This window comes from Lentilactobacillus raoultii, assembly GCF_900411375.1.
Classification (GTDB): domain Bacteria; phylum Bacillota; class Bacilli; order Lactobacillales; family Lactobacillaceae; genus Lentilactobacillus; species Lentilactobacillus raoultii.
This window is the reverse complement of the sequence record NZ_LS422989.1, coordinates 13,780-38,718: the sequence shown is the minus strand read 5'-3', so window position 1 is coordinate 38,718 and position 24,939 is coordinate 13,780. Positions and strand designations below refer to the sequence as shown.

27 protein-coding genes and 1 other annotated feature are annotated in these 24,939 nt (G+C 40.2%); of the genes, 3 read left to right on the top strand and 24 right to left on the bottom strand.

From position 1 onward, the window contains the following. Positions 1–22 precede the first annotated feature (22 nt). The gene (locus ED605_RS08660) at positions 23–307 is read left to right on the top strand and encodes an acylphosphatase (RefSeq protein ID WP_121978512.1); all 285 of its coding nucleotides are present in this window, start codon (positions 23–25) and stop codon (positions 305–307) included. Between the two features lie 142 nt (positions 308–449). Further along, positions 450–1,481, top strand: a complete 1,032-nt coding sequence (gene yidC / locus ED605_RS08655; RefSeq protein WP_121978511.1) for a membrane protein insertase YidC — start codon at positions 450–452, stop codon at positions 1,479–1,481. Between the two features lie 171 nt (positions 1,482–1,652). Here the strand turns inward: yidC and ED605_RS08650 are convergent, their stop codons facing one another. Beyond that, positions 1,653–3,239 (bottom strand): HAMP domain-containing sensor histidine kinase, encoded by a 1,587-nt coding sequence (locus ED605_RS08650; RefSeq protein ID WP_121978510.1) that lies wholly within the window; start codon positions 3,237–3,239, stop codon positions 1,653–1,655. Continuing rightward, a complete protein-coding gene (locus tag ED605_RS08645) occupies positions 3,236–3,922 on the bottom strand; it encodes a response regulator transcription factor (protein ID WP_003554332.1) in 687 nt (228 codons plus the stop codon). Before ED605_RS08645 ends, ED605_RS08650 begins: the two co-directional genes overlap by 4 nt. A gap of 247 nt (positions 3,923–4,169) precedes the next feature. Between ED605_RS08645 and adhP the strand changes: the two genes are divergently transcribed. Further along, positions 4,170–5,186, top strand: a complete 1,017-nt coding sequence (gene adhP / locus ED605_RS08640; RefSeq protein ID WP_121978509.1) for an alcohol dehydrogenase AdhP — start codon at positions 4,170–4,172, stop codon at positions 5,184–5,186. 145 nt (positions 5,187–5,331) lie between these two features. Here adhP and rpmF read toward each other — a convergent pair whose 3' ends face one another. The 22 genes from rpmF to murC all read right to left on the bottom strand — a co-directional run bounded on the left by rpmF (position 5,332) and on the right by murC (position 24,932). After that, positions 5,332–5,508, bottom strand: a complete 177-nt coding sequence (rpmF, locus tag ED605_RS08635) for a 50S ribosomal protein L32 (RefSeq protein ID WP_121978508.1) — start codon at positions 5,506–5,508, stop codon at positions 5,332–5,334. A gap of 52 nt (positions 5,509–5,560) precedes the next feature. Beyond that, entirely contained in the window at positions 5,561–6,118 is a 558-nt protein-coding gene (locus ED605_RS08630; RefSeq protein WP_121978507.1) for a DUF177 domain-containing protein, read from the bottom strand. A 146-nt stretch (positions 6,119–6,264) separates the two neighbouring features. Continuing rightward, positions 6,265–7,398 (bottom strand): nucleotidyltransferase, encoded by a 1,134-nt coding sequence (locus ED605_RS08625; RefSeq protein WP_121978506.1) that lies wholly within the window; start codon positions 7,396–7,398, stop codon positions 6,265–6,267. Further along, positions 7,391–8,140, bottom strand: coding sequence for a class I SAM-dependent DNA methyltransferase (locus ED605_RS08620; RefSeq protein ID WP_121978505.1), 750 nt, complete (start codon positions 8,138–8,140; stop codon positions 7,391–7,393). The genes ED605_RS08625 and ED605_RS08620 overlap by 8 nt, the downstream gene beginning before the upstream one ends. Further along, positions 8,137–8,493 (bottom strand): ribosome silencing factor, encoded by a 357-nt coding sequence (rsfS, locus tag ED605_RS08615; protein WP_121978504.1) that lies wholly within the window; start codon positions 8,491–8,493, stop codon positions 8,137–8,139. The genes ED605_RS08620 and rsfS overlap by 4 nt, the downstream gene beginning before the upstream one ends. Before the next feature lie 10 nt (positions 8,494–8,503). Further along, a complete protein-coding gene (yqeK, locus tag ED605_RS08610) occupies positions 8,504–9,115 on the bottom strand; it encodes a bis(5'-nucleosyl)-tetraphosphatase (symmetrical) YqeK (RefSeq protein WP_121978503.1) in 612 nt (203 codons plus the stop codon). Then, a complete protein-coding gene (locus ED605_RS08605) occupies positions 9,105–9,737 on the bottom strand; it encodes a nicotinate-nucleotide adenylyltransferase (protein WP_121978502.1) in 633 nt (210 codons plus the stop codon). The genes yqeK and ED605_RS08605 overlap by 11 nt, the downstream gene beginning before the upstream one ends. Before the next feature lie 20 nt (positions 9,738–9,757). Then, on the bottom strand, positions 9,758–10,069 hold the full coding sequence (gene yhbY / locus ED605_RS08600) for a ribosome assembly RNA-binding protein YhbY (RefSeq protein ID WP_121978501.1): 312 nt from the start codon (positions 10,067–10,069) through the stop codon (positions 9,758–9,760). A gap of 18 nt (positions 10,070–10,087) precedes the next feature. Further along, positions 10,088–11,227: a ribosome biogenesis GTPase YqeH gene (gene yqeH / locus ED605_RS08595; protein WP_121978500.1), complete on the bottom strand. Its 1,140-nt coding sequence runs from the start codon at positions 11,225–11,227 to the stop codon at positions 10,088–10,090. A gap of 9 nt (positions 11,228–11,236) precedes the next feature. Then, the gene (locus ED605_RS08590; RefSeq protein WP_121978499.1) at positions 11,237–11,752 is read right to left on the bottom strand and encodes a YqeG family HAD IIIA-type phosphatase; all 516 of its coding nucleotides are present in this window, start codon (positions 11,750–11,752) and stop codon (positions 11,237–11,239) included. An 83-nt stretch (positions 11,753–11,835) separates the two neighbouring features. After that, positions 11,836–12,192, bottom strand: coding sequence for a 50S ribosomal protein L20 (gene rplT, locus ED605_RS08585; protein ID WP_121978498.1), 357 nt, complete (start codon positions 12,190–12,192; stop codon positions 11,836–11,838). Positions 12,193–12,253: 61 nt separating this feature from the next. Continuing rightward, a complete protein-coding gene (rpmI, locus tag ED605_RS08580) occupies positions 12,254–12,448 on the bottom strand; it encodes a 50S ribosomal protein L35 (protein WP_003554358.1) in 195 nt (64 codons plus the stop codon). A gap of 30 nt (positions 12,449–12,478) precedes the next feature. Further along, the gene (infC, locus tag ED605_RS08575) at positions 12,479–12,988 is read right to left on the bottom strand and encodes a translation initiation factor IF-3 (RefSeq protein WP_121978497.1); all 510 of its coding nucleotides are present in this window, start codon (positions 12,986–12,988) and stop codon (positions 12,479–12,481) included. Positions 12,989–13,025: 37 nt separating this feature from the next. After that, positions 13,026–13,158: a sequence feature (ribosomal protein L20 leader region), on the bottom strand. A 74-nt stretch (positions 13,159–13,232) separates the two neighbouring features. Next, entirely contained in the window at positions 13,233–15,176 is a 1,944-nt protein-coding gene (gene thrS / locus ED605_RS08570; RefSeq protein ID WP_121978496.1) for a threonine--tRNA ligase, read from the bottom strand. A 361-nt stretch (positions 15,177–15,537) separates the two neighbouring features. Next, positions 15,538–16,479 carry a primosomal protein DnaI gene (gene dnaI, locus ED605_RS08565; RefSeq protein WP_121978495.1) on the bottom strand — a complete coding sequence of 314 codons (942 nt, stop codon included), beginning with the start codon at positions 16,477–16,479 and terminating at the stop codon, positions 15,538–15,540. Next, entirely contained in the window at positions 16,479–17,936 is a 1,458-nt protein-coding gene (locus ED605_RS08560) for a DnaD domain protein (protein ID WP_121978494.1), read from the bottom strand. The genes dnaI and ED605_RS08560 overlap by 1 nt, the downstream gene beginning before the upstream one ends. After that, complete coding sequence (gene nrdR / locus ED605_RS08555; protein WP_121978493.1) at positions 17,936–18,430, bottom strand: transcriptional regulator NrdR; 495 nt, start codon at positions 18,428–18,430, stop codon at positions 17,936–17,938. Before nrdR ends, ED605_RS08560 begins: the two co-directional genes overlap by 1 nt. A gap of 11 nt (positions 18,431–18,441) precedes the next feature. Next, positions 18,442–19,035 carry a dephospho-CoA kinase gene (gene coaE, locus ED605_RS08550; protein WP_121978492.1) on the bottom strand — a complete coding sequence of 198 codons (594 nt, stop codon included), beginning with the start codon at positions 19,033–19,035 and terminating at the stop codon, positions 18,442–18,444. Then, complete coding sequence (gene mutM, locus ED605_RS08545; protein ID WP_121978491.1) at positions 19,028–19,870, bottom strand: DNA-formamidopyrimidine glycosylase; 843 nt, start codon at positions 19,868–19,870, stop codon at positions 19,028–19,030. Before mutM ends, coaE begins: the two co-directional genes overlap by 8 nt. A 74-nt stretch (positions 19,871–19,944) precedes the next feature. Continuing rightward, a complete protein-coding gene (gene polA, locus ED605_RS08540; protein ID WP_121978490.1) occupies positions 19,945–22,599 on the bottom strand; it encodes a DNA polymerase I in 2,655 nt (884 codons plus the stop codon). A 132-nt stretch (positions 22,600–22,731) separates the two neighbouring features. Next, positions 22,732–23,439, bottom strand: a complete 708-nt coding sequence (locus ED605_RS08535) for a Bax inhibitor-1/YccA family protein (protein WP_121978489.1) — start codon at positions 23,437–23,439, stop codon at positions 22,732–22,734. Positions 23,440–23,600: 161 nt separating this feature from the next. Beyond that, positions 23,601–24,932, bottom strand: a complete 1,332-nt coding sequence (gene murC / locus ED605_RS08530) for a UDP-N-acetylmuramate--L-alanine ligase (protein WP_121978488.1) — start codon at positions 24,930–24,932, stop codon at positions 23,601–23,603. Positions 24,933–24,939: the final 7 nt, after the last annotated feature.

The following is a 24,939-nucleotide window of genomic DNA, read 5'->3' as shown; positions in this document are numbered from 1 at the left end:
TTAACTTAAGAGGTGAAAATTTTTGAATAAAAAAATGAAAACAGTTGAAATGAATGTTTTTGGAATTGTTCAGGGGGTTGGCTTTCGTTGGGCAACGATTCAAGCTGCCAATCGACTTGGGGTCTCCGGTTGGGTTCAAAACCAATCGGATGGTTCTGTTAAAATAGTTGCTCAGGGTCCAATGGAGACACTGAACCGATTTATCAAACGAATTAAGGCTTCGCCAACCCCTTATGCCAAAATCCATTTCGTCACCATTAATTATATAACGAAAACACCTCTCGTCGGCTTCAATGTCAAATATTAATAAAAAACTTAACTGCCTAATTAGTCAAAAAGTTTGATACTCCCTTAAGATTGTCGAATTTAACCAGATTTGAATTGAAAACTTTGTCCGTATCGAGTAAGATTTAATTTGTCTATGTAAAAATAAAGAAAGGTCTTAATCGATGAAAACATTAAAGCGCATCACGACATTCGGAACTCTTTCCGGATTGGCGTTATTACTCAGTGGTTGTGTTCAGACCACCAAATCAGGCAAACCCTATGGTGTGGTTTATGATTATCTGGCCCGGCCTGCTCAATCAGTCATGGAAGCCATCGCCCAAATTGTTGGCAGCTATGGGTGGGCAATTGTTGCTCTGACCGTTATTGTAAGAATGTTTCTACTGCCCTTGATGATTCGACAAATGAAAAGTTCCACTATTCAGCAGGAACGAATGCAAATGATTCGGCCACAAATGCGTGAACTGCAAAAGCGTCAAAAAGCGGCCAAAACCTCAGAAGAACAAGCTGCTGTCAGCCAGGCAATGATGGCCCTTTACCGTCAAAATAACATCTCAATGACGGGTGGCATTGGGTGCCTGCCATTATTAATTCAAATGCCGATTTTTGCAGCACTATATGCTGCTATTCGTTATTCGCCTGAGCTATCCCATACCGTTTTTATGGGAATTCGTTTAGGGCAATCAAGTTGGCTGTTAGCCGCGTTGTCTTTTCTTTCCTACTTGCTTCAAGGTTATCTGATGATGCTGGGGACGCCAAAAGCTCAGAAAAAGCAGATGGGGGCAATGATGTTAATGAGCCCGATTATGATCCTGCTGTTTACCCTTTCGGCACCTGCTGGTCTAGGGATTTACTTCTTCATTGGTGGATTATTTGCTTGTCTTCAGACTTTGATTATGAATTTATATCGACCAGGCATTCGTAAACGGATTGCTCAAGAAATGGCAGGTAAAAAACCGGTAACCGTTGAAGATTTAATGCCGCAATCATCAATTAAAAAGGCCACCTCGGCTGCTCCGGAGGAAACTGTCCATCATCGAAATCGTCAACGAAACGCCGGTAAACAGCAAACGTTCAATCAACGACCAACCGATCAGACACCTCAACAGCCCGATCAACGTAAGATCAACGGTCACCAGGCACAAAATAAGCGACCACGAAACGCTGGTAAGCAGCAACGTCATCACCGAAAATAATTGATCAGTTTACTACTCACATTTTTCCTGACAATTAGGAATTATCTAATTCATCTCATAAAAAGATCCGCTTTCATTAATCGTCGTGATTATAGAAAGCGGATCTTTTTAAATGATTCAGTTTTTAAAGCTAATTGTTAAGTAGCCGTCGCTTAATCAGCACTAGTTGAACTAATGTGGTTGGTCTTTTTGGTTTGGATCTGGTTGATCATCGTGCTTATCAGGAATTGCTGCCTGACTTGAATCCGAAGAAGTGGCAGTCTCATTTTTTTCATCTTCCTTCGGCATATTTTTCAAAATGGGTAAGTTAATTTGAAAAATGGAGCCATAGCCTAGAGAACTTTCAATTGAAATGTTTCCATGGTAGGCTTCCACTAACCGGTGGGCAATTGATAGTCCCAAACCATTACCGCCCTTATCCCGACTTCGTGCTTTATCTACTCGATAAAAACGATTAAACACTTTACTAATATCTTCTTGAGAAATTCCTTCACCGAAGTCTTGAATCGCAATGTTCACCATCGATAGTGAAGTCGACAGGGACATGTGGACTTCCTTTCTCTTTTCTGAATACTTAATCGCATTGTCCAATAAAATGACCAATACTTGTTCTAAGTGATTTCGATAAATTTGAACATACACATTTTCGTGAGTATCATCATCAAACGTAAAGGTAAAATCAGGGTGAATCATTTTAAAATCATTATAAACCTGGGCAAAGACTTCATTCACATTTGTAATCTCTTCACTATAGTTTAATTCAACCTGCTCAGCTCGAGACAAGTCCAACATTTCCGAGACCAAACTTTTCATACGTTTAGTCTCTTGAAGTGACGCTTTTAAAGATTCTTCAAGTACTTCCGGATCATCTTTTCCCCAGCGTAACAACATGTCAATGTGACCCTGAATAACGGCAACCGGCGTTCTTAATTCGTGCGAGACATCTTCAACAAATTGTTGTTGCTGGTCAATGTAACGACGAGTTTGATCCAACATACTGTTGAGTAAGTCAGCCAAGTCAGCTAATTCGTCATGGGACTTTAAGTCAGGCACGCGAGCATCTGAATCAGGATCAGATTTAACCTTATTAATGGTTTCTTGAATTTGATTAATTGGTCGTAATAATTCAGCAACCAGTAAATAGGCAAGAATCATTGAAATTAAAACAGAAATCAAGACTAAAATGGCTAAAATGGCTGCCAATTTGTGCGCCGTCTTATGATAATTAGTTAATTCATCAACCACTTCAGCATAACCGATCAACGAGCCGTTCTTTTTCGAATGCAGCGGTTCTGTTCCTACCAAAACAGCGTGGCCCTCTCGTCTATCGGTCTGAATTTTCCGTTTTGATGAAGATGTGAATTCAGCAACGTTCTTTTTTGATTCAAATAATCGTTTGCCATTAACGTTGTAAACATTCACAAGAATATTGTCACGAGAAAAATTGACAATTAATGAATCAGAATAAATATTATTATCGCTATTCGAGGCATCATCGTCCTCAAGTGGCGGTCGTAAATATTTTTCAACGTCTCCCTTGGCCAGTGGTGACGTATAGTCAGACAACCTGGATGAGACCGTCGAAAGTGTTGTGCCAATATGAACGCGTTCTTGTTCAAGTAAAACATTCGTAAACCGATTGAAAATCAGTACTGAAAAGGCAATCACAATTGCTAAAACACCAATTGACGTAAAAAAAGCCCATTTCCACTTTAATGAAATTTTACGATCCTTGAACTTACGGTCAGTTTGGGTCATGACCTCATCACATACCCGGTTCCTCTCACAGTTTGGATATAGCTGTTTTCGCCCGGCCGGTCAATTTTATTACGAAGATACCGGATGTAAACATCCACCACATTGGTTTCAACTTCTGAATCATATCCCCAAACTTTGGTTAATAAAACATCTCGTGCTAAAACAACATCCACATTTTCCATTAATGTTAACAACAACTCATATTCACGCTTGGTTAAGTTAATGACTTCGTCTCCTCGGCGAACAATTCGACTCTCCTTTTCGATAGTAAGGTCTTTAAATGTCACCGATTTTTTGCTACTCTTTTGTTGATCATTTTCAATTTGAATGCGCCGTAACAGTGCCCGGATTCTGGCAAGTAACTCTTCAATTGCAAAAGGCTTCACAATGTAATCGTCGGCACCATGATCAAATCCGGAAACCCGATCGATAACAGAGTCTCTGGCGGTCATCATAATGATGGGCGTATTCTTCTTTTCACGAAGCCGGCGGGCAACCTCCATCCCGTTTAGTTCCGGCAACATCAGGTCAAGTAAAATCACATCAAAATTTTCATCTAATGCCGCCTGTAAACCAGTCCGGCCATTTAACTCAACCTGGGTGTCATAACCCTCATGCTTTAATTCCAGTTCGACGAAACGCGCCAAATTCTTTTCATCCTCAATTATCAAAATTCGACTCATAAGTAATCAGCTCTCCTAAAATATCCTAATTTATTTATTATTGTGCTCCAAAACATTTTAACATAATTCTCATTTTAACATAGTTATGAGAAAATTAGTGAATGAGTTCAATAATTCGAAAGAATCTTAAACTTTGAAAAAAATTTCCTTTTTATCCTCACATGTGCATTTTTTCACTTGAAACTGGTCACCTTCTTGCTTATAATGAACTTGTTTGAAAATAAATTACAAAAAGGATGACTTTTAAATGAAAGCAGCAGTTGTTAGAGATCCCGTCGACGGTTACGTTGACATTAAAGACGTTCAATTACGACCAATTCATCAGGGTGAAGCCCTAGTAAAAGTTGAATATTGTGGATTATGTCACACAGATCTTCATGTCGCCGCCGGTGATTTTGGTGAAGTTCCCGGCCGAATTATTGGTCATGAAGGTGTCGGTAAAGTAATTCAAGTTGCCGACGATGTTGACAATCTTAAAATTGGTGATCGTGTATCTATTGCTTGGTTCTATCGTGGTTGTGGCCACTGTGAATATTGTACAACTGGTCGCGAAACACTTTGCCGAAATGTTCAAAACTCCGGCTTCTCGGTAGATGGTGCGATGGCTGAACAAGTGATTGTACCAGCAGATTATGCTGTCAAAGTTCCGGATGGTCTAGATCCCGTTCAAGCGACTTCTTTAACCTGTGCCGGTGTGACCATGTATAAGGCCCTCAAAGTTGGTCAAACCCGCCCTGGTCAATGGGTCGAAGTTGTTGGCGCTGGTGGTCTCGGTAACTTGGCAGTTCAATTTGCTCACAACGTTTTTGGCGCGCACGTAGTGGCAGTTGATGGTAACGAAGATAAATTAAATGCCGCTAAGGAAAATGGCGCTGATATCACAATTAATCGACATGACCCGGACGTGGCCGAACAAATCCAAAAAAAGGTTGGCGGTGTCCATAATGCCCAAATCACGGCTGTGACCACTGAAGCCTTCACAACCTCAGTGAATGCATTGCGGCCAGACGGTCGATTGGTGGCTGTCGCACTACCAAAAGGGGATATGGCCCTTAACATCGATAAAACCGTTCTGGACGGCATTCAGGTCGCTGGTTCACTAGTTGGGACCCGCCAAGACTTAGCGGAAACATTCCAATTCGGTGCAGAAGGAAAAGTTAAACCGATTGTTAAAACAAGGCGACTGGATGAAGTTAATGACATTATCGATGAAATGAAGCAAAATAAAATTGTTGGCCGGATGGTTGTCGACTTTACTAAATAAACCGCTCGACCACTCAATGACTAGTCACTGAGAATAACCCGTTAAATTTACACATAGGTTTAACGTGATCATCATTACTTTCAAATTTTTTAGACAGAAAAAAAGCAATTTAGAATCCATGGCGTTCTAAACTGCTTTTTTTATTTTACTTACCGTTCTTTATAACCTTGCGACCTTTATACATACCAGACAATGAAACATGGTGTGGTAATGTGTATTCGCCGGTTCGTGGGTCAAGGCTCAGGTTAGGCGTCTTCAACTTAATGTGACCGCGACGCATCCGCTTTCTAGCTTTTGAAGTTCGACGTGCAGGTGTTGCCATATTCTTTCCCTCCTCGTAATTAAACTATCCACTAGTGAATTTTTAAGTCTGACTAATTAGATTTTTGATCATTAAAAAAGTTTTTTAACTTAGCCAGACGTGGATCAACTGTTTTTAATTCTGCCTTCTGATTCTCATAATCGTCAACTGAAAGGACTTTCCAGTCATTGCCGCTTGGCATTGCTACCTTGCCAGCTTTTTCTTCAGGAGACAGGATGTGCATCGGAATATGCAAAATAACGTTATCAATGACTGCTGAACGGATATCAATCTCATCCTCTTCGCCAAGAATAAAGACAACATCATCTTTATCATACCTTGATTCAGCTGCCTTGGATGGAACGTAATACTCCTCAACCGTAAAATCAAGGGGTAAATCAACCGGTGTTAATGACCTGGATGAAGGTACCACCAATTTCCCAACGATATGCGTATCAACAATCACGTCGCCGCGATCGGCGAACGCTGTCCCATTAATCTTAAAAGTCGTTGCATCAATTACTTCATCAGCGTAACGAGTTAATAACTCACTTTTAATATCAAGGGTCTCATCGAACGTAAATGGATCTGTATCGGAGTACTTTTGCAAATCCTTAAAAAACCATTTCAATGTAATTCCTCCAATGCAACAAAATTCATTATACCGGCAACAAAAATGCTTGTCAAGGTGTTTTGCTTGATAGTATCGTAAAGTCGATTCATTTAAAGATTAAACGAATTTTTCAAACTAATTCAAGCCCTCATTCAACTTTAAAATCACTTGAGAATAATTGGGTGCTTATAAAAATCCTGATGGGCACCTGTCATCATCTCGATTAACATCCCGGCTTTGAAATCTAATTCAATAAAATCTTTAACGACATCTTGATTAACTTTGGAAATCATTGGCAAAGGCAAGTCGGCTTTAACTTGATTCAAATATTGCCTACCCTGTGAGGTACACCCTAACAAGCGTATATACTTGGGATCCGTTAACATATTTGCGGTAGTCGCATGTAACAGGACGTAGCAACATAATCGCTGGATCCTAGTGTAAGTATAACGCTTTGTTTTCACTAAATGTAAGAATTTGGAAAAAGTTTCAGCTTCAATGGCCGCTTGTTTCAGTCGGTATTCAATGCCTTCCGTCATTTGATAAACCGTTTGAAGCTGATTAATTGGTGCTTCAATTAATTCAAATCGCAAGAGTGGCCAAAACTGTCCCCAGGAAATCCTGGTCCCAGATGAAATTAATTGTTGAGTTGCTTCCGGGACAACCCGTTGAACAGCCTCGAACCGTCCCCTGTAAAGTTCGTTTCGAATAGCAGATGCACTGGCAATTTCACCAGACGTTAATTGGGAAGCATTATGATCACTGCCAATTCGTTTAATTGGGATCAGCTCTAAGGGGAATCCTAATTTTGCATTCGCGTTGGCATAACCAAAGGCTAAGACATCATTAGGCTGGTTTAATCGAATCCCGGTTTTTTGATACAGATAATCTTGAAACATTGACGCGTACGGTCGATCAAATCGCTTAAAGGAACGATCCTTTCGCGGCTGGTTTTTGATCAATAATTGGTAATCAATTCCCGGTGTCTCGGCACCAAAAGCTAACCACTGACATTTAATAGCTGCCGCGAGTTTAACAGCTCCCATCGAAAAAATATGTGATGGTTGAACCGCCGAATAAACCGGCAGTTCGATCACCACGTCAACGCCACTTTTTAAAGCTGCATTAGCCCGTAACCATTTATCATAGATTGCCGGCTCACCACGCTGAAGCCAATTGCCACTCATAATGGCAATTGTAACATCGGCCCCGGTTTTCTTTTTAGCCTGCGCTAGTTGATAGGCATGTCCATTGTGAAAGGGATTATATTCAGAAATAATTCCAACTGCTTTAAGCACTGATAATTTCCTTTCTGCAATCAAATAACCATCGTTTAACCTTATTTTTAAATGGCGCTGTGCCAAAATTTGTCGTCACTTGAATTTTTGAAAAACCAATCTCAGTCAACAGTTTTCGGTAATCATCAACCGGATATGTCCGTTCTTTATGCAACTCTTGATAAACATCATAGGCATCTTTTTTAGGATTATAAAGAAAGAACGACAAATCATGTTCAACGCCGTGTAAGACATCTTCAGCAGCGTAGCTTGTCCACATAAACGCCCGCTCGTTATCTTGGAAATTATACATATATCCAGGATATACCTGATCCGTTTGATAAGGTGTGATGACATCAAATAAAAATCGACCACCTTCAACTAAATGTTGGTAAACTTCGAAAAATGTTTGCTTCAGATCAGAACAGGTCGTTAAATAACAGAGTGAATCGTCAAAACACGTAACTGCCCCATACATTGGCAATTCTTCCAAATTTCGCATATCCAATTGAAAAAAAGGAATTGATAAACCAGCTTGCCTCGCCCGCTGATCAGCCATTGTCAACATATCTTCAGATAAGTCGGCACCATTAACTTGATAGCCGGCTTTCGCAAGTTTAACCGCTAAACGTCCCGTACCACACGCAAGATCTAAAAGTCGCTCGCTTTGCTTAACACGCTTCGACGTGTAATTAAACCATTTATCATATAACGTTTCATCAAACAGATCGTCATAAAACTTGGCAAATTCTTGATAAATCATACCTCAACCCATGAATCAATATTGACCAATGGTGCATCTGACCAAAGCTTTTCCAAATTGTAGAAATCTCGCGTATCTTTTTGAAAGACGTGGACGATCACATCCCCTAAATCAATTAAAATCCAATTGGCTGTCTCTTTGCCGGAGACACTGTAGACATGAACATCGTTTGCTTCTACCTGATCCACTACTTCTTCCGCAATTGCTTTAACCTGTCGATTGGAATTAGCATCAGCAATCACAAAATAATCAGCCATTAGACTAACTTTTTCCATATCCAAAACAACGATATCATGAGCTCGTTTACTATCAGCAGCTCGAACAACAATTTGTGAAACTTCTTTACTATCCATAAAATTCTCCTTAATTCAAATCAAACTTTGGCACCCAACTGTTGTAAGTATTGATGGTTTGCGGAAATACCGGCTTATTATGAGCAATCAAGTAACTTAATGTTTGCTTAGTTTGATAAGCAACGCCTTCCTGCAAATTATCAAATGTGATTTTTCTGGCTTCATCCACCCCCGAAAAATCACGACCGGGTTCAATATAATCCGCCATATAAACAATTTGTTCCAGTGGTGTCATATACTGGTGGCCAACCGTGTGGTATTTAACAGCATTTAAAACTTCAATATCATTAATTTGAAGTTCATTTTTGACAAATAGCCAGCCAACCATACCATGCCAAATCGCATTACCATAATTCAGTAAAATCGGCGGCAACTGATAATGATTAATCGCTGAAATAAAATCCTGATCCGGTCGTTGCTTTGCATAGTCGTGAACCAAACCGGCGATGCTGGCTCGTTCAGGATCAACTTGGTTTTTTTCAGCCAATTTAATGGCCGTCTGTTCAACCCTTAGGACATGCTGGAATCGACTATCAGTTAACGCTGCTTTTAACTTCTCAACTAATTTTTCTCGTGAATATGGCACAATTTGCTCATGATACGTCATTTGACTATTTTCCATATAACTGATGCTCCTTTATATATTTCAACACAGCATCTGGTACAAGATACCGAATCGATTGGTGTTGACGAATTTTAGACCTGATCAGTGTTGATGAAATGTCAATGTATGGAACGTCTACCCAAATAATTGGGTACTTAGAAGCCGGCGTGTAGCCATCCCGTTTAACCCCGACAAATGAAACCAATTTAACCAAGTCGTCAATTCGGTGCCACTTGGGTAAGTAACTTACCATGTCGCCACCAATAATGAAATAATACTGGTTTTCCGGATGTCGCCGGGTTAATTCCACCATCGTTTCATATGAGTAGCTGACACCACCCCGAAGAATTTCGGTCATTTCAATTGCAAAGGCTGGATTTCCAGTGATAGCCAAGTTAATCATTGCTACCCGATCCTTGGCATCAATCGCAAATTTCTGATCAACGTGGGGTGGATTGGCATCTGGCATAAAGTAAACTCGATCCAATCCCAACTGATCGCGAACCTGTTCAGCAATGATCAAATGGCCATTATGAATTGGATTAAAAGTGCCACCTAAAATGCCGATTCGCTTTCGATTGCTTTGAGTGATTATTTTTGTTTTCGGCAAAACTTGGACTGTTTGACTGACGTTAACCATAATTCAATTCCCTCAATTTTTTAGATTGAAAATACCTCGCTTGATAGTTCACGATGTGATTCATTGGCCGATGGTTTAAATAAAACTAACGTCTTCCCTAATTTTTGGACCACGGTCACATCACTGTTTTTCTCAATAAAATCCTGTACATCTGATGTTGTCAGAGTCGTATTTTGTAATAAATTAATTTTAATTAATTCACGTGTATCAAGCGCCTTGATGACCTCTTCCAACCAAACTTTTGACAACCCATTTTTACCAACTTCAAAAATAGGACGCATGCGATTGGCGCTGGCTCGTAAATAGCGCTTTTGTTTTCCTGTTAGTTTCATTTATAATTCCTCTTAATTTTAAATCATTGCCGGTCGAATTAACACTGAGACACCCTTTGGCGCCCAGCCGGAAACAACGACCCCACTTGGAACCGTTACCCAACCAAGGCCTTCAATGACGACATCACTTTTTTGAGTGGTTTTAAATTCATGCCGTTCCAATGCTGGAAAATCAGCAACTCTTGACTCATCACTTGGCGGTGTCAGTAAATGACCCAGTTGTTTATCATAAAATGCATCCGCATTAATTAATTTAGTTCGATGAATGTATAAATTATTTTCCGCGTAAACCGTGAAGCCGTGCTTTCGATCACCAGTCTCATAGTCAAACCTAGCAACTCCGCCAAAGAAAAGCGTTTGTTCAGGATTTAACTGATAAACTTTTGGTTTGATGGTTTTTTGAGGAGTTACCAAATTTAATTCTTTACCAACCAAGTGATGCGCCATTTGTTCGGGCTGAATAATTCCCGGTGTATCAACGATTGAATGACCATCATCCAACGGAATATCAATCCGATCCAACGTGGTTCCAGGAAATCTTGATGTTGTAATGAGTTCCTTAATCCCAGTTGAGCGACGAATTACCGAATTAATTAAAGTCGATTTGCCTACGTTAGTGACACCAACAACATAAACATCTTTACCATGACGATATTTTTCGATTTGATCCAGTAATCGATCAACATCAAAATTGGTTTTAGCTGAAATTAATTCAACATCAACCGGTCGAATTCCGGCAGCGTTAGCCCGCTGGCGCAACCAATCGCGAACCTTGGTCTTCTTAATTGAAGCCGGCAATACATCCATCTTGTTACCAACAAGTAAAACTGGATTGTGACCTACAAATCGGTGTAATCCTGGAATCAAACTGCCATTGACATCAAAAATATCAATAACATAAACAATCAACGAATCCGTTTCGGAAATACTGGTTAATAACTTTAGAAAATCATCATCAGATAAGCTGACTGGGGCAATTTCATTGTAGTGACGTAGGCGAAAACAGCGCTGACAATAGACCTCACCGCTTTTTAAACCCTTTTCCAATGCAGATTGGGGAGTATATCCCAACGCATTCTTGTCATTTGTTTGAACTTTAGCGCCACATCCGATACAGTGAACAACTTCACCATCAACAATTACTTCGTTCTCTGACATCCGTTCCTCCTATTCCCAATGTAAATTAGGATATTTCTTAATCAGTTTATTCCAAATAATCTTTTCAAGCCATCGATTGAACTTTGTATTCCAAGCATCATTATTGACTAACGGTTTCACTAAAATACTTTTCACGTGGCAACTATTGGCAGCCAAGACATCCGTTAGCAGTTGGTCCCCAATCATGACCGTTTTTTTACGATTCAAATTAAATTGCTTCAACGCGTGCCGAATTCCAATTGTTAACGGCTTCATTGCCCTCGGGACAAATGGTAATTCATAATCTTGAACAGCTGCTTTAATCCGTCGATGACTATTGTTAGACACAACGATCACTTCAATACCATATTTTTTAGTTTCGTGAAGCCAAGCTCTCAGTTCCTCTGATCCGCGTTTAGAATTCCAAGGAACCAAGGTATTATCAAGATCGGTTAGAACACAGTTGATATTATTATCCAACAAGAATTGGGGCGAGACACGAAAAATGCTCTCAACCATCCAAGTTGGTCTAAATTTCGACAACATATGCTCCTCCTTTATTTTAATGGGTTTGATTTAAAAAAACTTCCACCAAACGCATCGGTGAAAGTTAATTTAGCATATCGAAATTACTTAAGCGCTTTTTTGGCTTCTTCAGTCAGTGCTTTAAAGGCATCGGCATCATTAACTGCCAAATCGGCAAGCATCTTACGATTCATGTCAATATTAGCAAGCTTAAGTCCATGCATCAACTTACTGTAACTAAGATCGTTTAATCGAGCTGCAGCGTTGATTCGAGCAATCCAAAGTTTCCGGAAATTACCCTTGTTGGCACGACGGTCACGAAAAGCATAAACTTGTGACTTCATTACTTGGTCTTTGGCTGTTTTAAACAGGCGTGATTTACCGCCGCGATAACCCTTTGCTAATTTTAATACGCGTTTACGACGTGCATGTGTAACTGTTCCACCTTTTACTCGTGGCATTTTGATTTCCTCCTATGATAACTATCAGTATAATTAATCTAGTCGCATGAACTTACGAAAATTACTTAGCAAGTAACTTCTTGTAAGTCTTAAGATTAGTGTGATCCATCATATGTGTACCACGAAGTTGGCGACGTTGTTTCTTCGTCTTACCGTGAAAACGGTGACTGGTGTACGCATGGGCACTCTTGATTCCACCGTTAGCAGTTTTTTTGAAACGTTTTGCTGCAGCACGGTTAGTTTTTTGTTTAGGCATTGAAAAAAATCCTCCTCAAAATTTAACTATTTATTTATGATCTGGTTCCTTGGGCGAAAGCATTAAGAACATACTCCGACCATCCATTTTTGGCCGTTGGGTAACAGTTGCAACCTCAGCTGTTTCCTTAGCCATTCTTTCAAGAACGTTTCGACCAATTTCCTTATGTGTAATGGCACGGCCCTTGAAGCGAATTGAAACCCGAACTTTTTCACCCTTTGCTAAGAACTTCTTAGCATTTTTTAACTTAGTGTTGAAATCGTTCAGATCAATCGTTGGACTTAAGCGAACTTCTTTGACACTGATGACTTTTTGCTTCTTACGGGACTCACGCGCTTTCTTTTGAAGCTCAAAGCGGTACTTCCCATAATCAAGAATCTTAGCGACCGGTGGCTTTGCTTTCGGAGCAACCAATACTAAGTCCAACTCAGCATTCTCAGCTAATCTGAGCGCTTCGGACTTTGATTTAACTCCTAATTGATCACCATTTGGACCAATCAACCGAACCTCACGGGCGCGGATTCCTTCATTCACCATCATATCTCTAGCTATGGTGCTTCACCTCCAAATATTTTAAAAAGCAGAAAAATGGCGGGCACACAACGCACCCGCCATCATTATAGAACCGACTTAACAACGGTTCTTACTCGATATCATGCCCAGCAAATTTATTTACTAAGGCGAGAAGCGGGTTGCCTCTGCTTTCATGTCAACTTCAATATCATATCATCGATTAATCTTTGTGTCAAACTTAACCACTACCCAGTTGTCAAGCTTGATCCAATTAATCGTTTCGCGAATATGATGCGATGTCTTTTTGAATCTCATTGACAAAAGTTTCTAGTGACTCGGACTGGGTGTTCTTTTCACCATAACGACGGACTGACACACTCTGACTATTTACTTCATCGTCACCAACCACTAACGTATAAGGGATCTTGTGAGTCTGAGCATCTCGAATCAAATAGCCCATCTTTTCAGCTCGATTATCAACTGAGGAACGAATTTTCAACTTGCGCAACTGATCATTAACCTGTTTAGCATAGTCACCATGTTTGTCTTGAGAAACCGGAATAATCTTAACTTGGTGTGGTGCCAACCATGTTGGAAAGGCGCCTTTGTAAATTTCAGTTAGATAAGCAACAAAACGTTCCATCGTTGAAACTAATCCACGGTGAATCATCACTGGTCGATGTTGTTTGCCATCTTCACCGATGTAATGTAGATCAAAGCGTTCCGGTAGCATAAAGTCCAGTTGAATCGTCGACAAAGTTTCTTCATTGCCTAAAGCAGTCTTAGTCTGAACATCTAATTTTGGTCCATAGAATGCGGCTTCACCTTCGGCTTCAACGTAGTCCAACCCAAGTTCATCCATCGCACCCTTTAACATGCTTTGAGCACGGTTCCACATTTTGTCATCATCAAAATATTTTTCCGTATTTTCCGGATCACGGTAACTCAGACGGAATGTGTAATCATTAATATCAAAGTCATGGTAAACCTCTACCATCAACTTCAAGATCTTTTGGAATTCTTCTTGAATTTGATCAAGTGCGACAAACGTATGACCATCATTTAAAGTCATTTCACGAACCCGCTGTAAACCACTCAAAGCACCTGATTTTTCGTACCGATGCATCATCCCTAATTCAGCAATTCGCAATGGCAATTCACGATATGAGCGAATATGGTGATTATAAATTTGAATATGACTTGGACAATTCATTGGCCGTAATTCAAGTTCTTCACCATCACCCATATCCATTGGTGGGAACATATCCTCTCGATAGTGATCCCAGTGTCCTGATTGTTTATATAGATCAAGGTTGGCCAAAACCGGTGTGTAAACATGTTCATAGCCATTATCTACTTCTTTGTCAACAATGTAACGTTCAATTGTCCGCCGAATAGTAGCGCCATTTGGCATCCAGTAAGGCAATCCGGCACCAACCTTTGGATCAACAAAGAACAAATCCAATTGGTTTCCAATTACTCGATGATCCCGTTCGTGAGCTTCTTGGCGTTTCTTGAGATCTTCGTCTAACTCCGACTGTTTGTTAAAAGCCGTTGCATAAATTCTTTGAAGCATCGGATTAGATGATTTGCCTTGCCAATAGGCACCCGCTACTGAAAGCAATTTGAAGATTTTGACTTTACCAGTTGATGGAAGAACAGCTCCTTCAGCAACTGATTTAAAATCGCCAATTTCAAAGAATTTAACTTGATCATTTTTAACCGATTCCTTAACCAATTCGGTTTGATAAGGATCGCCTTGCACTTGTTTTAAAGCATCTTCACGGTTTAAAAATGTCACCTTAATCGGCAAATCTTGACTGATGAGCTTTTGCATTGTTTTGGTTAACCCATCCAGCTGATCAACACTGATTTGAGATTCCGGCTTATCAGTATCTACAAAGAAGCCATCGTCATCCGCAGCACTTTCACCAAATCGCACGTCTTTAAAACTGGCAGCAATTGCGGCTTTTAAAACTTGAGCAGCTGTTTCACGTAAAACAGCCAAACCATCTTTGGTATCGCCAGTGACAATTTCAACCTTGCCCCCTTTATGTAAAGGTTCGTTACTATTAACAAACTGACCATCCACTTTGCCGGCGACTGCTTTTTTCCCTAAACTAATTGAAATTGATTTAGCAATATCTTCAGCCGTAACGCCATCATCAAAAGTTTTAACACTACTATCTGGAAATTCAAATGAAAGTTTTGACATTAACTTTTCGCTCCTTTTTTATTTTCTGAAACCACAAAAAACGTCCCTGATGCGTCAGTCTATTAACTGATGCATCAGGGACGTTATTTAGCGCGGTTCCACCCTTTTGAATTTTAAAGAAGTAGACAAGAGTCCACCCTTAAAAAACACTCAAGTGGTTGCTAACGGGAACCATCCGGGATAGCATTTTCCGCAATCCGATTTTCAAGAAGTGGTAATGATCATCTTTGAAACAAGCAGCCTTCCAGTCAAGTGCCACTCTCCCTGTGATCAAAAAATAATCATCTTGTCTTCCTGATTCATTGTTTTCAAGTATAGAATGCCTTTTCGTGGTTGTCAATCACTCAATTAAAAATAACGATTATTTTTTTGGACGACGATCACTACCGGTTAACTTAACTTCACGGGAAAGAAACCGAATCCGTTGCATTAACCTTTGTGCCTTTAGTGGTTCCCCTTCACCACGATTAGTAAACGTCAGCCAACTATCAGCCAGTTTTTCCATCGAAATGTTGGAACTAAAAAACATCGGTAATTGTTGTTGCATTCGATACTCCAAAATAACGCCCAATACTTCGTCACGCACCCATGTCGACAATGTGTTGGCGCCAATATCATCCAACATTAAAACTTGGGACTTTTTCACTGAGTCGATTTTCTTTAAGTAACTATTGTCACCGATGGAAGCTTTCATTTCACTTTCAAAACTCGGGAAATGAATAAGTGTTGTTAAAACACCGCTTTTTGCCAAATCATTGGCGACCGCACCCAGTAAGTAAGTTTTGCCGACACCAAAGGGGCCATATAAATAACAGCCAGGCATAAACTGTTTTCGCGACGGGTATTGATCGGAAAAATTAACGGCCATTGTAAGGGCCGCAAACCGACCGTCACTTTGTTCAAAATCATCAAGTGAGGCATTGAGAATATCTTTTGGCATTGACAGTGTCGTCACCCGCCGAGCCATTCTAACAGCCTTTCGTTTTGCCAATAATTCTTCAGACGGCTTATAAGTCACATCAATTAAGTGATCGCTGACAATCAGTTGAGGCGTATAGCCTGGCACAAAAGAAGTTTGATTATTTTTTTCCGCATCCCGGACCATGACGTATTCCCTTAATTTGGCAATTGATCGATCAGCAGCGTCATCAGCCAGCTGAGACTGATGTTGATTAATAAATTTCCGAATTTCCGGATCAGCCTTTATTTTTTGGCTTGCGACTTCAAAGCCTTTACGTGCACCTTCACCATTAATTGTTCGTTCTCTCAAAAATTGTCGAATATATTTACTAACAGATTCCATTATGCGCCACCCCCTTGCTGTTTACGCTTTCGAATCCTGGCAAGTGCTTCATTAACCCGCTTACGCTCAGCAGCATCCGGTGCCTTAGTTTCCTTGGCTGCCTCTTCTGCTTCCTTGGCCGCCTGTTCATCTTCCTGTTTTTGCTTTTTGGCCCAATCCGGTAACTCTTCAACCATCCGTCGACGTGGTCCACTACCGTATTTTCTGGGTGACGACTGCTGGACACTTTGCGACTTTTGTTCTCTTTCATCCTGATATTTCTTAATTTCTAAAAGAGCGGATTCGGCGTCAGAAACACCTTTTTGAGCCCACCGATCTGCAATTGTATTAAAAAGATTTTGATTCAATGCTGTTTTACCCAAATCCACCAAGACATAATAAATTAAGGTATTAATCACTTCTTTGGAAAATAGCCCCTTGGAAACAAGATTGCTGACAGCCCAGGCTTCATTACTGGAAACTATGCCGCCACGTCGATCTTTAATCATTTTTAAAAAGGCAATCGGCGCATTCTCCTTAGCACTTTGAAGGACTGCCTGAAGACCGGGATCCTTCAACAAATCAGCTATTTGAGGATCGGGCTTCGACTCCTTTTTAGCCGTTACATTCTGAATGGCCCGGCCCTTGATATCGGGTTGGGTATATTCACGGTTGATAATAAACTTTAATGACTTTGGATTGAGTTTATTTGTGTTCAAATTAGTTGCCTTCTCAACCAATTCTCCCATTTTCAATTCATCCATTCCATACAACGCATATTCTGACAAGATCAAGGACCGGTTTTTCTCGACACTATTTAAGTCAACATAAGAATTATGAAGAATATCCAACAATAAATTAAAATCAAATTCATCACTCGAAGGCATCAAATTTTGAGCAGCAATCTGAGCCCGATTTTCCGTTATCGTACGTTTTACGGTGTTGACTGGCCCTGGAATATTTTTAAATGACTTTCTAGGGATTTGAAAAATGTCCAGGATTGAAGCCGATACATTTCTAACCTTACCAACATTGGGCGTCGGAATAAACAACCTTGCAACAATTCGACGGTACGTTTCCTCGCCAACTTTTCCCAATAAAAGAATGGATAACACATCCGTCTTTAAGAATTCAGTTGCCGAAGAAGGTTTTTTCAAAGAATAAACATAACTATCCGCCGAAGTCAGCGAAATCGAGGTCGTTAATAAATTAACCGCTTCGAGTTTGCGTCGATACTGTAATAATTTATCAATCCCGACATCCAACATACTCTGCAACTCAAAGTGCTTGTGAAGCTTTAATTGGTTATGATCACTGATACTTAGTGACCATAGTAAATCATACAAATCAACCGCGCCGCGACCGATGATTGGCAAATACAAGTTTGTCAACACACTTCGGTTAACATTTTGATTGGCACTTGGATTCAGAATAATATATTTTGAGTCCGGCGTTAATTTATTTTCCGAATCTAACATTATTTTTCCTCCGGATGCTCCTTAGCGGCATTCTTTTTCTTATCCTTTTCCATAACTTCTTTTAACTCTTTATAAAAAACAGACATATCTTTAAATTGCCGATAAACACTTGCAAACCGGATATAAGCAATTTCGTCCAGATTAACCAATTCTTCCATAACATACTCGCCGATCTGACGACTTGTTACTTCGTTTTCACCTGATGAACGGACTTTATTTTCAACCCGATCAACCAAATCAGTGATTGCATCCATTGAAACCGGCCGTTTTTCTGCCGATCTCACGACACCCTTTAAAATTTTTTCCCGGTTAAATTCTTCCCGGTTGCCATTTTTCTTAATCACCAATAACGGCGTTGCTTCAACCCGTTCAAAAGTTGTAAATCTAAAGCCACAGTGTTCACATTCTCGGCGACGTCGAATGACCCGACCATCATCAGTTGGCCGACTATCAATCACCTTAGATCCGTTATATCCACAATGGGGACATTGCATGGCTTTCACCTCTAGTATTTCAATTCATTTCGTAACCATTTTTCAACTTGTTTATTTGTTTGTGCGACTGAACCAGAATTATAAATAATTGTATCAGCCAATTCGCATTTTGTCTGTAGTGGCCACTGACTTTTAATTCTGGCCGATGCCTGACTGATTGTTAAATGATTTCGTTGCCGCAGCCGCTTCATTTGGACCACTGGCTCACAATATACAACAAGAATCGAATCTGTCAAATAAGTATACCCATTTTCAAAAAGTGTTGGCGCATCTAAAATCACTATTTTCTCTGATTGATACTCTGACAACCGACTCACGATTTCTCTTCTTATAAAAGGATCCATTACTTGAACCAAGCGTTTTAAACGTGACGGTTGGTGAAAAACCAGCTTTCCCAGCAACTTTCGGTCAAGTTTTTGATCAGCATCTAAAACAGTCGGGCCAAATTCATTGACAATTGCTGCTAATCCATCTTCTCCGGGAGCCTGCACCTGATGGGCAATAATATCTGCATCAATAATTGGCACCCCTTGCGTTTGAAGATAGTGACTAACCGTTGACTTTCCAGTAGCAATTCCGCCAGTCAACCCAATAACTTTAGCCATGGCGATCACCGTGAATCACTTGGCACGTCGGGCAAAAATGGGTCCCTCGCTGTGCCAGCTTAATTTTTTCAATTGGCGTGCCACAACGCAAGCACGGCTGGCCTTCACGACCATAAACATTCAAATTATTTTGAAAACTACCGGCTTCTCCGTAAGCAGTGGAATAAGAGTGCACAGTAGTCCCGTGGCCGGCAATAGCTCGTTTAATTTCTTCAATAATATTTTGGCGAAGCTCTTTTAGCTCGGTTACTGACAGTGTATTAACCGGCTGCTTGGGATGAATTTTACTTAGCCAAAGAACTTCATCAGCATAAATATTTCCTAATCCAGCAATGTTACTTTGATCCAATAAAAAAGGTTTGATCAACTTACGACTTTTGCCAAAAATTCTTCTCATGTAATCAAGTGTTAAGGTTTCTTCAGTCGGTTCCGGGCCAATTGTTTTTAAACCGGCTACCGTCATTTCTTGACCAGTAGTGACTAAATTCATCCGGCCGAACTTTCGGGTGTCATTGTACCGTAATTGGCGGCCATCTGCCAAATGAAACACAATATGGGTATGCTTGCTTAGCGGCACACCCTCCGGTTCAACATCATACTTGCCTTCCATTCTCAAATGAGAAACAATTGTTAGCCCATTGCCGATTCTTATAAATAAATATTTTCCCCGACGATCAATTCCATCAATTGTCTGATTCTGAAGTGCATGAGCAAAATCAGACGATGACAAATTGATCATTTTGGGATATAGGACGTCCACGGTTTTAATCCGACTACCGGCTACCAATTCTGTTAAGCCGCGCCGAACCGTTTCAACTTCTGGTAATTCAGGCATGAAGTGCCTCCTTGAATCTAAAATATCAATCGTTTGGTTAATTAATTGGGGGGGTACGCTAAAAACAACACCAATTACTTAGCGTCATACCAAGTCTTTCCCCAATGACTTTCTACTTTTAACGGAATCGCCAATTTAACGGCTGAATCCATCACTTGGGGAATCAGCTTCTTAACAGTTTCCAGCTCATCCTCAGGCACTTCAAAAATTAACTCATCATGAACCTGAAGCAGCATTCGGGTTTTTAATGGTTTTAGTGCTGTCATCATGTTGATCATGGCAATTTTGATAATATCGGCCGCACTACCCTGAATTGGTGTATTCATTGCTGTTCGCTCAGCAAATGACCTTAAGTTAAAGTTTCGGGAATGAATATCTGGCAAATAACGCCGTCGATGTGCAATCGTTTCAACATACCCATGATCTTTGGCAAAGTCAACAATATCTTCTGTGTATTTTTTAACGCCTGGATACTCTTCAAAATAACGTTTAATGAATTGATGAGCCTGTTTCCGGCTGATCCCCGTATTGTTAGCCAGACCATAGTCACTGATTCCGTAAACAATGCCAAAGTTAACCGCCTTTGCTTGACGTCGTAACTCAGGTGTCACCTCATCATTGGAAGCTAAGCCAAAAATTCGCCGAGCCGTCGTGGCATGAATATCTTCGCCCTCACGAAAGGCTTCCTGCATATTTGCATCACCGGTAATGGAAGCTAAAACTCTCAATTCAATTTGAGAATAGTCTGACGACCAAATTTGCCAACCGTTATGTGATGGTACAAAAGCCTGCCGAATCAGCCGACCTTCTTCAGAGCGAATCGGAATATTTTGCAGATTTGGATCTACCGATGATAAACGACCAGTTTGCGTCAATGTCTGCAGATATCGCGTGTGAACCTTTGAATCATCTGGGTGAATGACTTTCAGTAAACCGTCAATATAGGTTGACTGCAACTTTGAAATCTGCCGGTAGTTGAGCACATTTTGAACAATTGGCGCATCCGGCGCCAGTTTTTCCAAAACATCAACTGAAGTTGAGTAGCCGGTTTTAGTCTTTTTCAAAATCGGTAAATGCATTTTTTCAAACAAAATATGGCCTAATTGTTTTGGAGAACCGATATTAAACGTTTCGCCAGCCTCTTGAAAAATGGTTTGTTCAATTTCGGCTAACCGTTCTTTAAACTTACTTCCCATTTGTTCGAGCGTTTGGGGATTGACTTTAATCCCGGTAATTTCCATTTTGGCTAATACAAACGCAATCTTGATTTCGATATCACGATATAATTTGGTTTGATTATGTTTATCAAGTTCTTCAAACATTTCGTTATGCAACTGGTCAATTGCCTTAGCCTTATGCACAATATGGCTTAAAAATTCAGGTGTTTCAGGTTTTATCGATTTCTTAGCACCTTTGCCATAAACCTCTTCATCCGTTTTAATGTTATCAAACCCGTGCAATTTAGCAACTGTCCCGACATCATTACTGTTATTAGTTGTATTAAGCAAGTAGGAAACCAGCAGCATGTCAAAATCGACATTAACTAATTCAATACCAACTCGATGAAGGCCAACATAGGTTCGCTTTGCATCAAAAACGTTCTTTTGAATCTTTGAACTGCTTAAAATGTCCACTACCGGCTTTGAGGTCAAAAGGGCCATTTCATTTGTCACAAACCACTGATCGCCATGGCCAATGGCAAATCCCACCAGGTTGGCAGTATGATAATTATCGTCATCCATTTCCAAGTAGAAAGAAATTTCATCTTTAAATTGTGCCAGTTCAGTTAGATTTGCAGTCGTTAATTTCTGATACTTCACTGAGGTTAATTCCGCGGTGGCTGTTTTATTCACACCAAGTTTTGATAAAAATGACTTAAAGCCCATTTGTTCATAAAAATTCGTTAACTGATCAAGGTCATCCCCCTGATAAGCTAGATCATCAAGTGCCACCTCGACAGGAGCATCCCGCTTAATAGTAGCCAAAACCTTGGCCCGTTCAGCCTTATCACGATCATTTAGCAAGTGTTCCTTGAGCTTTTTCCCCGAGATGTTGTCAATATTTTGATAGACATCCTCAATTGACCCAAATTGTTGAATCAATTTCTTGGCAGTGATTTTACCAACTTTTTCAACACCCGGATAATGATCCGAATTATCCCCCATTAGTCCTTTAATATCAACAATTTGAGAAGGTTTAACGCCTAACTTTTCTTCAACGTATTGCGGTGTATATTTTTCTAGTGCTGTCGTACCGGTTTTTGAAACTTGAACAGTGGTTTTATCCGACGTTAATTGGGTTAGATCCCGATCACCCGTTAAAATAACAACTTGATAATCACCATGTGCTTCAGCCTTTTTAGCTAATGTCCCAATAATATCATCGGCCTCGTAATTTGGCAGCTCATAGGACTTAATTCCACGATCCTTTACTAATTCTCTAATAAAGGGAAATTGTTCCGACAATTCAGTAGGGGTTTTAGCTCGATTCCCCTTATATTCTGGAAATAACTTGGTTCGAAACGTTGTCTTACCAGCATCAAACGCAACTAAAACATCCGTTGGTTTTTCATCTTCCAAGACCTTGTCCAGCATCCGATTAAATCCATAGATAGCCGATGTGTGCAACCCTGAATTGTTTTTAAATTTCTCCAATGAATTGATGAGGGCATAAAAAGCTTTGAACGCAATGCTATTACCGTCGATTAATAATAATTTTTTTGTAGTCATTAAATTCTCCTCGCAAAATAATCTCTTAGTTAATTTTACCACTCGACACCGGCATTAATAAGACTTAAGAAGACAAAATTAATCCAAGAAAAAAACCGGAGAATTATTCCCCGGCTGATGACTGAAAATCGTTTAACGGTCATCACTCATCCCAAAAATCTGTAGTAATTGTAAGAACAAGTTAACAAAGTCCATATAAAGCTGCAAAGCGCCAAATACAGCCAAACCACTCACTGAGATTTGACCAGTGCTTCCAGCTTGATTGTACATCTGCTTCATTTTCTGAGTATCATAAGCCGTTAAAGCTGTGAAGATCAGCACGGCAATAATCGAGAAAACAAAAGCAATCATTGAACTTCGCAAAAAGATATTGATAAGCATCGCCACAATCAACGCAATCAAAGCAGCAATTGCCTGGCGGCCAACTTTATCTAAATTCTTGCGGGTTACCAAACCAAAAACCGTCATCGTAATGAAAATTGCCGACGCGGAAACAAATGCGGCAGCAATCGACGCACCCGTGTAGCGATAGGCAATGGTTGCGAAAACAAACCCGCTAAGAGCCGAATAACCGATCAGCGCAGCAATCGCTAGTGTTGGTCGCTTTAACGCTTGAAGTGACACCACAAACGGTAAGACGAACCAAACGCCAATGGCAATCCACATCGTACCACCAGTCAGTACTGCTGGTGAAACAGCGTTAACTGTTAGAAACGCGGTTGCAGCAGATATCAAAACAGCCAAACTCATCCAACCATACATCTTTGTCAAAAAAGCGTTTAAACCAGCGGCATTGTTCACCACCCGACGCTCATTTTGTTCATTTGAAAAATTATCCATTAATTTCGCTCCTTCTTTCGAATCCCTGTCTTAAATTAATCAACTTTAATTTAAAACGGTTGCGGAATTGATCCCATCTCTTATTAAACAATCTTAACAAACCAAAGCTATTAATCAAGTAAAATATCTTCATTCACAGCTTTTCTAAGAATTCTTAACGATTAATTATTATGTTTGCTTAAATGACTTAGTAGGTCTTCATAAGTCTTTTCGTATTTTTGAATGTCACCCGCTCCCATAAAAATAATGACATCATTATCATAATCGAGTAATGGCGACATATTATCAACAGACAAAATTCGACCGCCCTTGGTAATCTTTTTAGAGAGATCCTCACTGGAAACTTTCCCGGAACTTTCACGAGGAGAACTATAAATCTTAGTCAAAAAAACTTCATCGGCTAAATTCAAACTTTTAGCAAAATCATCCATTAACGCAATGGTCCGACTAAAGGTATGGGGCTGAAAAACGACTGCAATCTTTTTGTTTGGGTACTCTTGGCGGGCAGCATCAATTGTCGCTTTGATCTCCGTTGGATGATGGGCATAATCATCAATGATGGTCATGCCGGAAATTTTACGCTCGGAGAATCGACGTTTAACCCCATCGAAAGTTTTTAATTCCCGTCGAATTTCCGCCAGGTCAACATCTTCTGAATAGGCAACCGCAATCACTGCTAATGAGTTAAAGACATTGTGTTCGCCAAATAGCGGGACCGAAAATTCTCCCAAGTCTTGACCCTTAAATCTGACGTGGAAGCTGGAACCCTTGGTAGTCCGCTTGACATCAAAAGCTTGAAAATCGTCGTTATCCCCTAATCCATAATAGTAAATCGGCACTTTAGCCTTTAATTCACGTAATCGTTTATCATCACCCCAGGCAAAAATGCCCTTTTGAGTTTGATTAGCAAACGTTTGAAAGGCATCCTGAACATCATCAATACTCTTATAATAATCAGGATGATCAAAATCAATATTAGTCATGATGGCATAATCAGGCTTGGTAGCAAGAAAATGACGCCGGTACTCGTCCGCTTCATAAACGAAAAAGCGGGCATTTGGGACGCCCTTTCCGGAACCGTCACCAATTAAGTAGTCGGTTGGCGAAATACCTGAAAGAACGTGGGCTAACAATCCAGTCGTGCTGGTTTTACCGTGAGCACCAGAAACACCAATGCTGGTCTTTCCCTTAATCATTTTACCGAGAAATTCATGGTACCGATAAACAGTTAGACCCATCTCACGCGCCTTTTTTATTTCCGGATGATCATCGGTAAAGGAATTGCCGGCAATCACTGTTAGACCTTCGTGGATATTATGAACATCAAACGGCAATAATTTAATACCAGCTTTCTCCAATCCACGTTGCGTAAATGTATATTGTTCAATATCAGAGCCCTGAACCTTTTCTCCCCGATCATGAAGAATCAAGGCCATTGCGCTCATCCCTGTTCCTTTAATACCTACAAAATGATACACCGTATCTGAATTCATATTGCAT

Excerpts from the sequence above, each read along its gene's own strand:
- yidC (WP_121978511.1), top strand. The coding sequence starts at position 450 with ATGAAAACATTAAAGCGCATCACGACATTCGGAACTCTTTCCGGATTG.
- ED605_RS08650 (WP_121978510.1), bottom strand. The coding sequence starts at position 3,239 with ATGACCCAAACTGACCGTAAGTTCAAGGATCGTAAAATTTCATTAAAG.
- ED605_RS08645 (WP_003554332.1), bottom strand. The coding sequence starts at position 3,922 with ATGAGTCGAATTTTGATAATTGAGGATGAAAAGAATTTGGCGCGTTTC.
- adhP (WP_121978509.1), top strand. The coding sequence starts at position 4,170 with ATGAAAGCAGCAGTTGTTAGAGATCCCGTCGACGGTTACGTTGACATT.
- rpmF (WP_121978508.1), bottom strand. The coding sequence starts at position 5,508 with ATGGCAACACCTGCACGTCGAACTTCAAAAGCTAGAAAGCGGATGCGT.
- ED605_RS08620 (WP_121978505.1), bottom strand. The coding sequence starts at position 8,140 with ATGATTTATCAAGAATTTGCCAAGTTTTATGACGATCTGTTTGATGAA.
- rsfS (WP_121978504.1), bottom strand. The coding sequence starts at position 8,493 with ATGGATAGTAAAGAAGTTTCACAAATTGTTGTTCGAGCTGCTGATAGT.
- yqeK (WP_121978503.1), bottom strand. The coding sequence starts at position 9,115 with ATGGAAAATAGTCAAATGACGTATCATGAGCAAATTGTGCCATATTCA.
- ED605_RS08605 (WP_121978502.1), bottom strand. The coding sequence starts at position 9,737 with ATGGTTAACGTCAGTCAAACAGTCCAAGTTTTGCCGAAAACAAAAATA.
- yhbY (WP_121978501.1), bottom strand. The coding sequence starts at position 10,069 with ATGAAACTAACAGGAAAACAAAAGCGCTATTTACGAGCCAGCGCCAAT.
- yqeH (WP_121978500.1), bottom strand. The coding sequence starts at position 11,227 with ATGTCAGAGAACGAAGTAATTGTTGATGGTGAAGTTGTTCACTGTATC.
- ED605_RS08590 (WP_121978499.1), bottom strand. The coding sequence starts at position 11,752 with ATGTTGTCGAAATTTAGACCAACTTGGATGGTTGAGAGCATTTTTCGT.
- rplT (WP_121978498.1), bottom strand. The coding sequence starts at position 12,192 with ATGCCACGAGTAAAAGGTGGAACAGTTACACATGCACGTCGTAAACGC.
- rpmI (WP_003554358.1), bottom strand. The coding sequence starts at position 12,448 with ATGCCTAAACAAAAAACTAACCGTGCTGCAGCAAAACGTTTCAAAAAA.
- infC (WP_121978497.1), bottom strand. The coding sequence starts at position 12,988 with ATGATGGTGAATGAAGGAATCCGCGCCCGTGAGGTTCGGTTGATTGGT.
- thrS (WP_121978496.1), bottom strand. The coding sequence starts at position 15,176 with ATGTCAAAACTTTCATTTGAATTTCCAGATAGTAGTGTTAAAACTTTT.
- dnaI (WP_121978495.1), bottom strand. The coding sequence starts at position 16,479 with ATGGAATCTGTTAGTAAATATATTCGACAATTTTTGAGAGAACGAACA.
- ED605_RS08560 (WP_121978494.1), bottom strand. The coding sequence starts at position 17,936 with ATGTTAGATTCGGAAAATAAATTAACGCCGGACTCAAAATATATTATT.
- nrdR (WP_121978493.1), bottom strand. The coding sequence starts at position 18,430 with ATGCAATGTCCCCATTGTGGATATAACGGATCTAAGGTGATTGATAGT.
- coaE (WP_121978492.1), bottom strand. The coding sequence starts at position 19,035 with ATGGCTAAAGTTATTGGGTTGACTGGCGGAATTGCTACTGGAAAGTCA.
- mutM (WP_121978491.1), bottom strand. The coding sequence starts at position 19,870 with ATGCCTGAATTACCAGAAGTTGAAACGGTTCGGCGCGGCTTAACAGAA.
- polA (WP_121978490.1), bottom strand. The coding sequence starts at position 22,599 with ATGACTACAAAAAAATTATTATTAATCGACGGTAATAGCATTGCGTTC.
- ED605_RS08535 (WP_121978489.1), bottom strand. The coding sequence starts at position 23,439 with ATGGATAATTTTTCAAATGAACAAAATGAGCGTCGGGTGGTGAACAAT.
- murC (WP_121978488.1), bottom strand. The coding sequence starts at position 24,932 with ATGAATTCAGATACGGTGTATCATTTTGTAGGTATTAAAGGAACAGGG.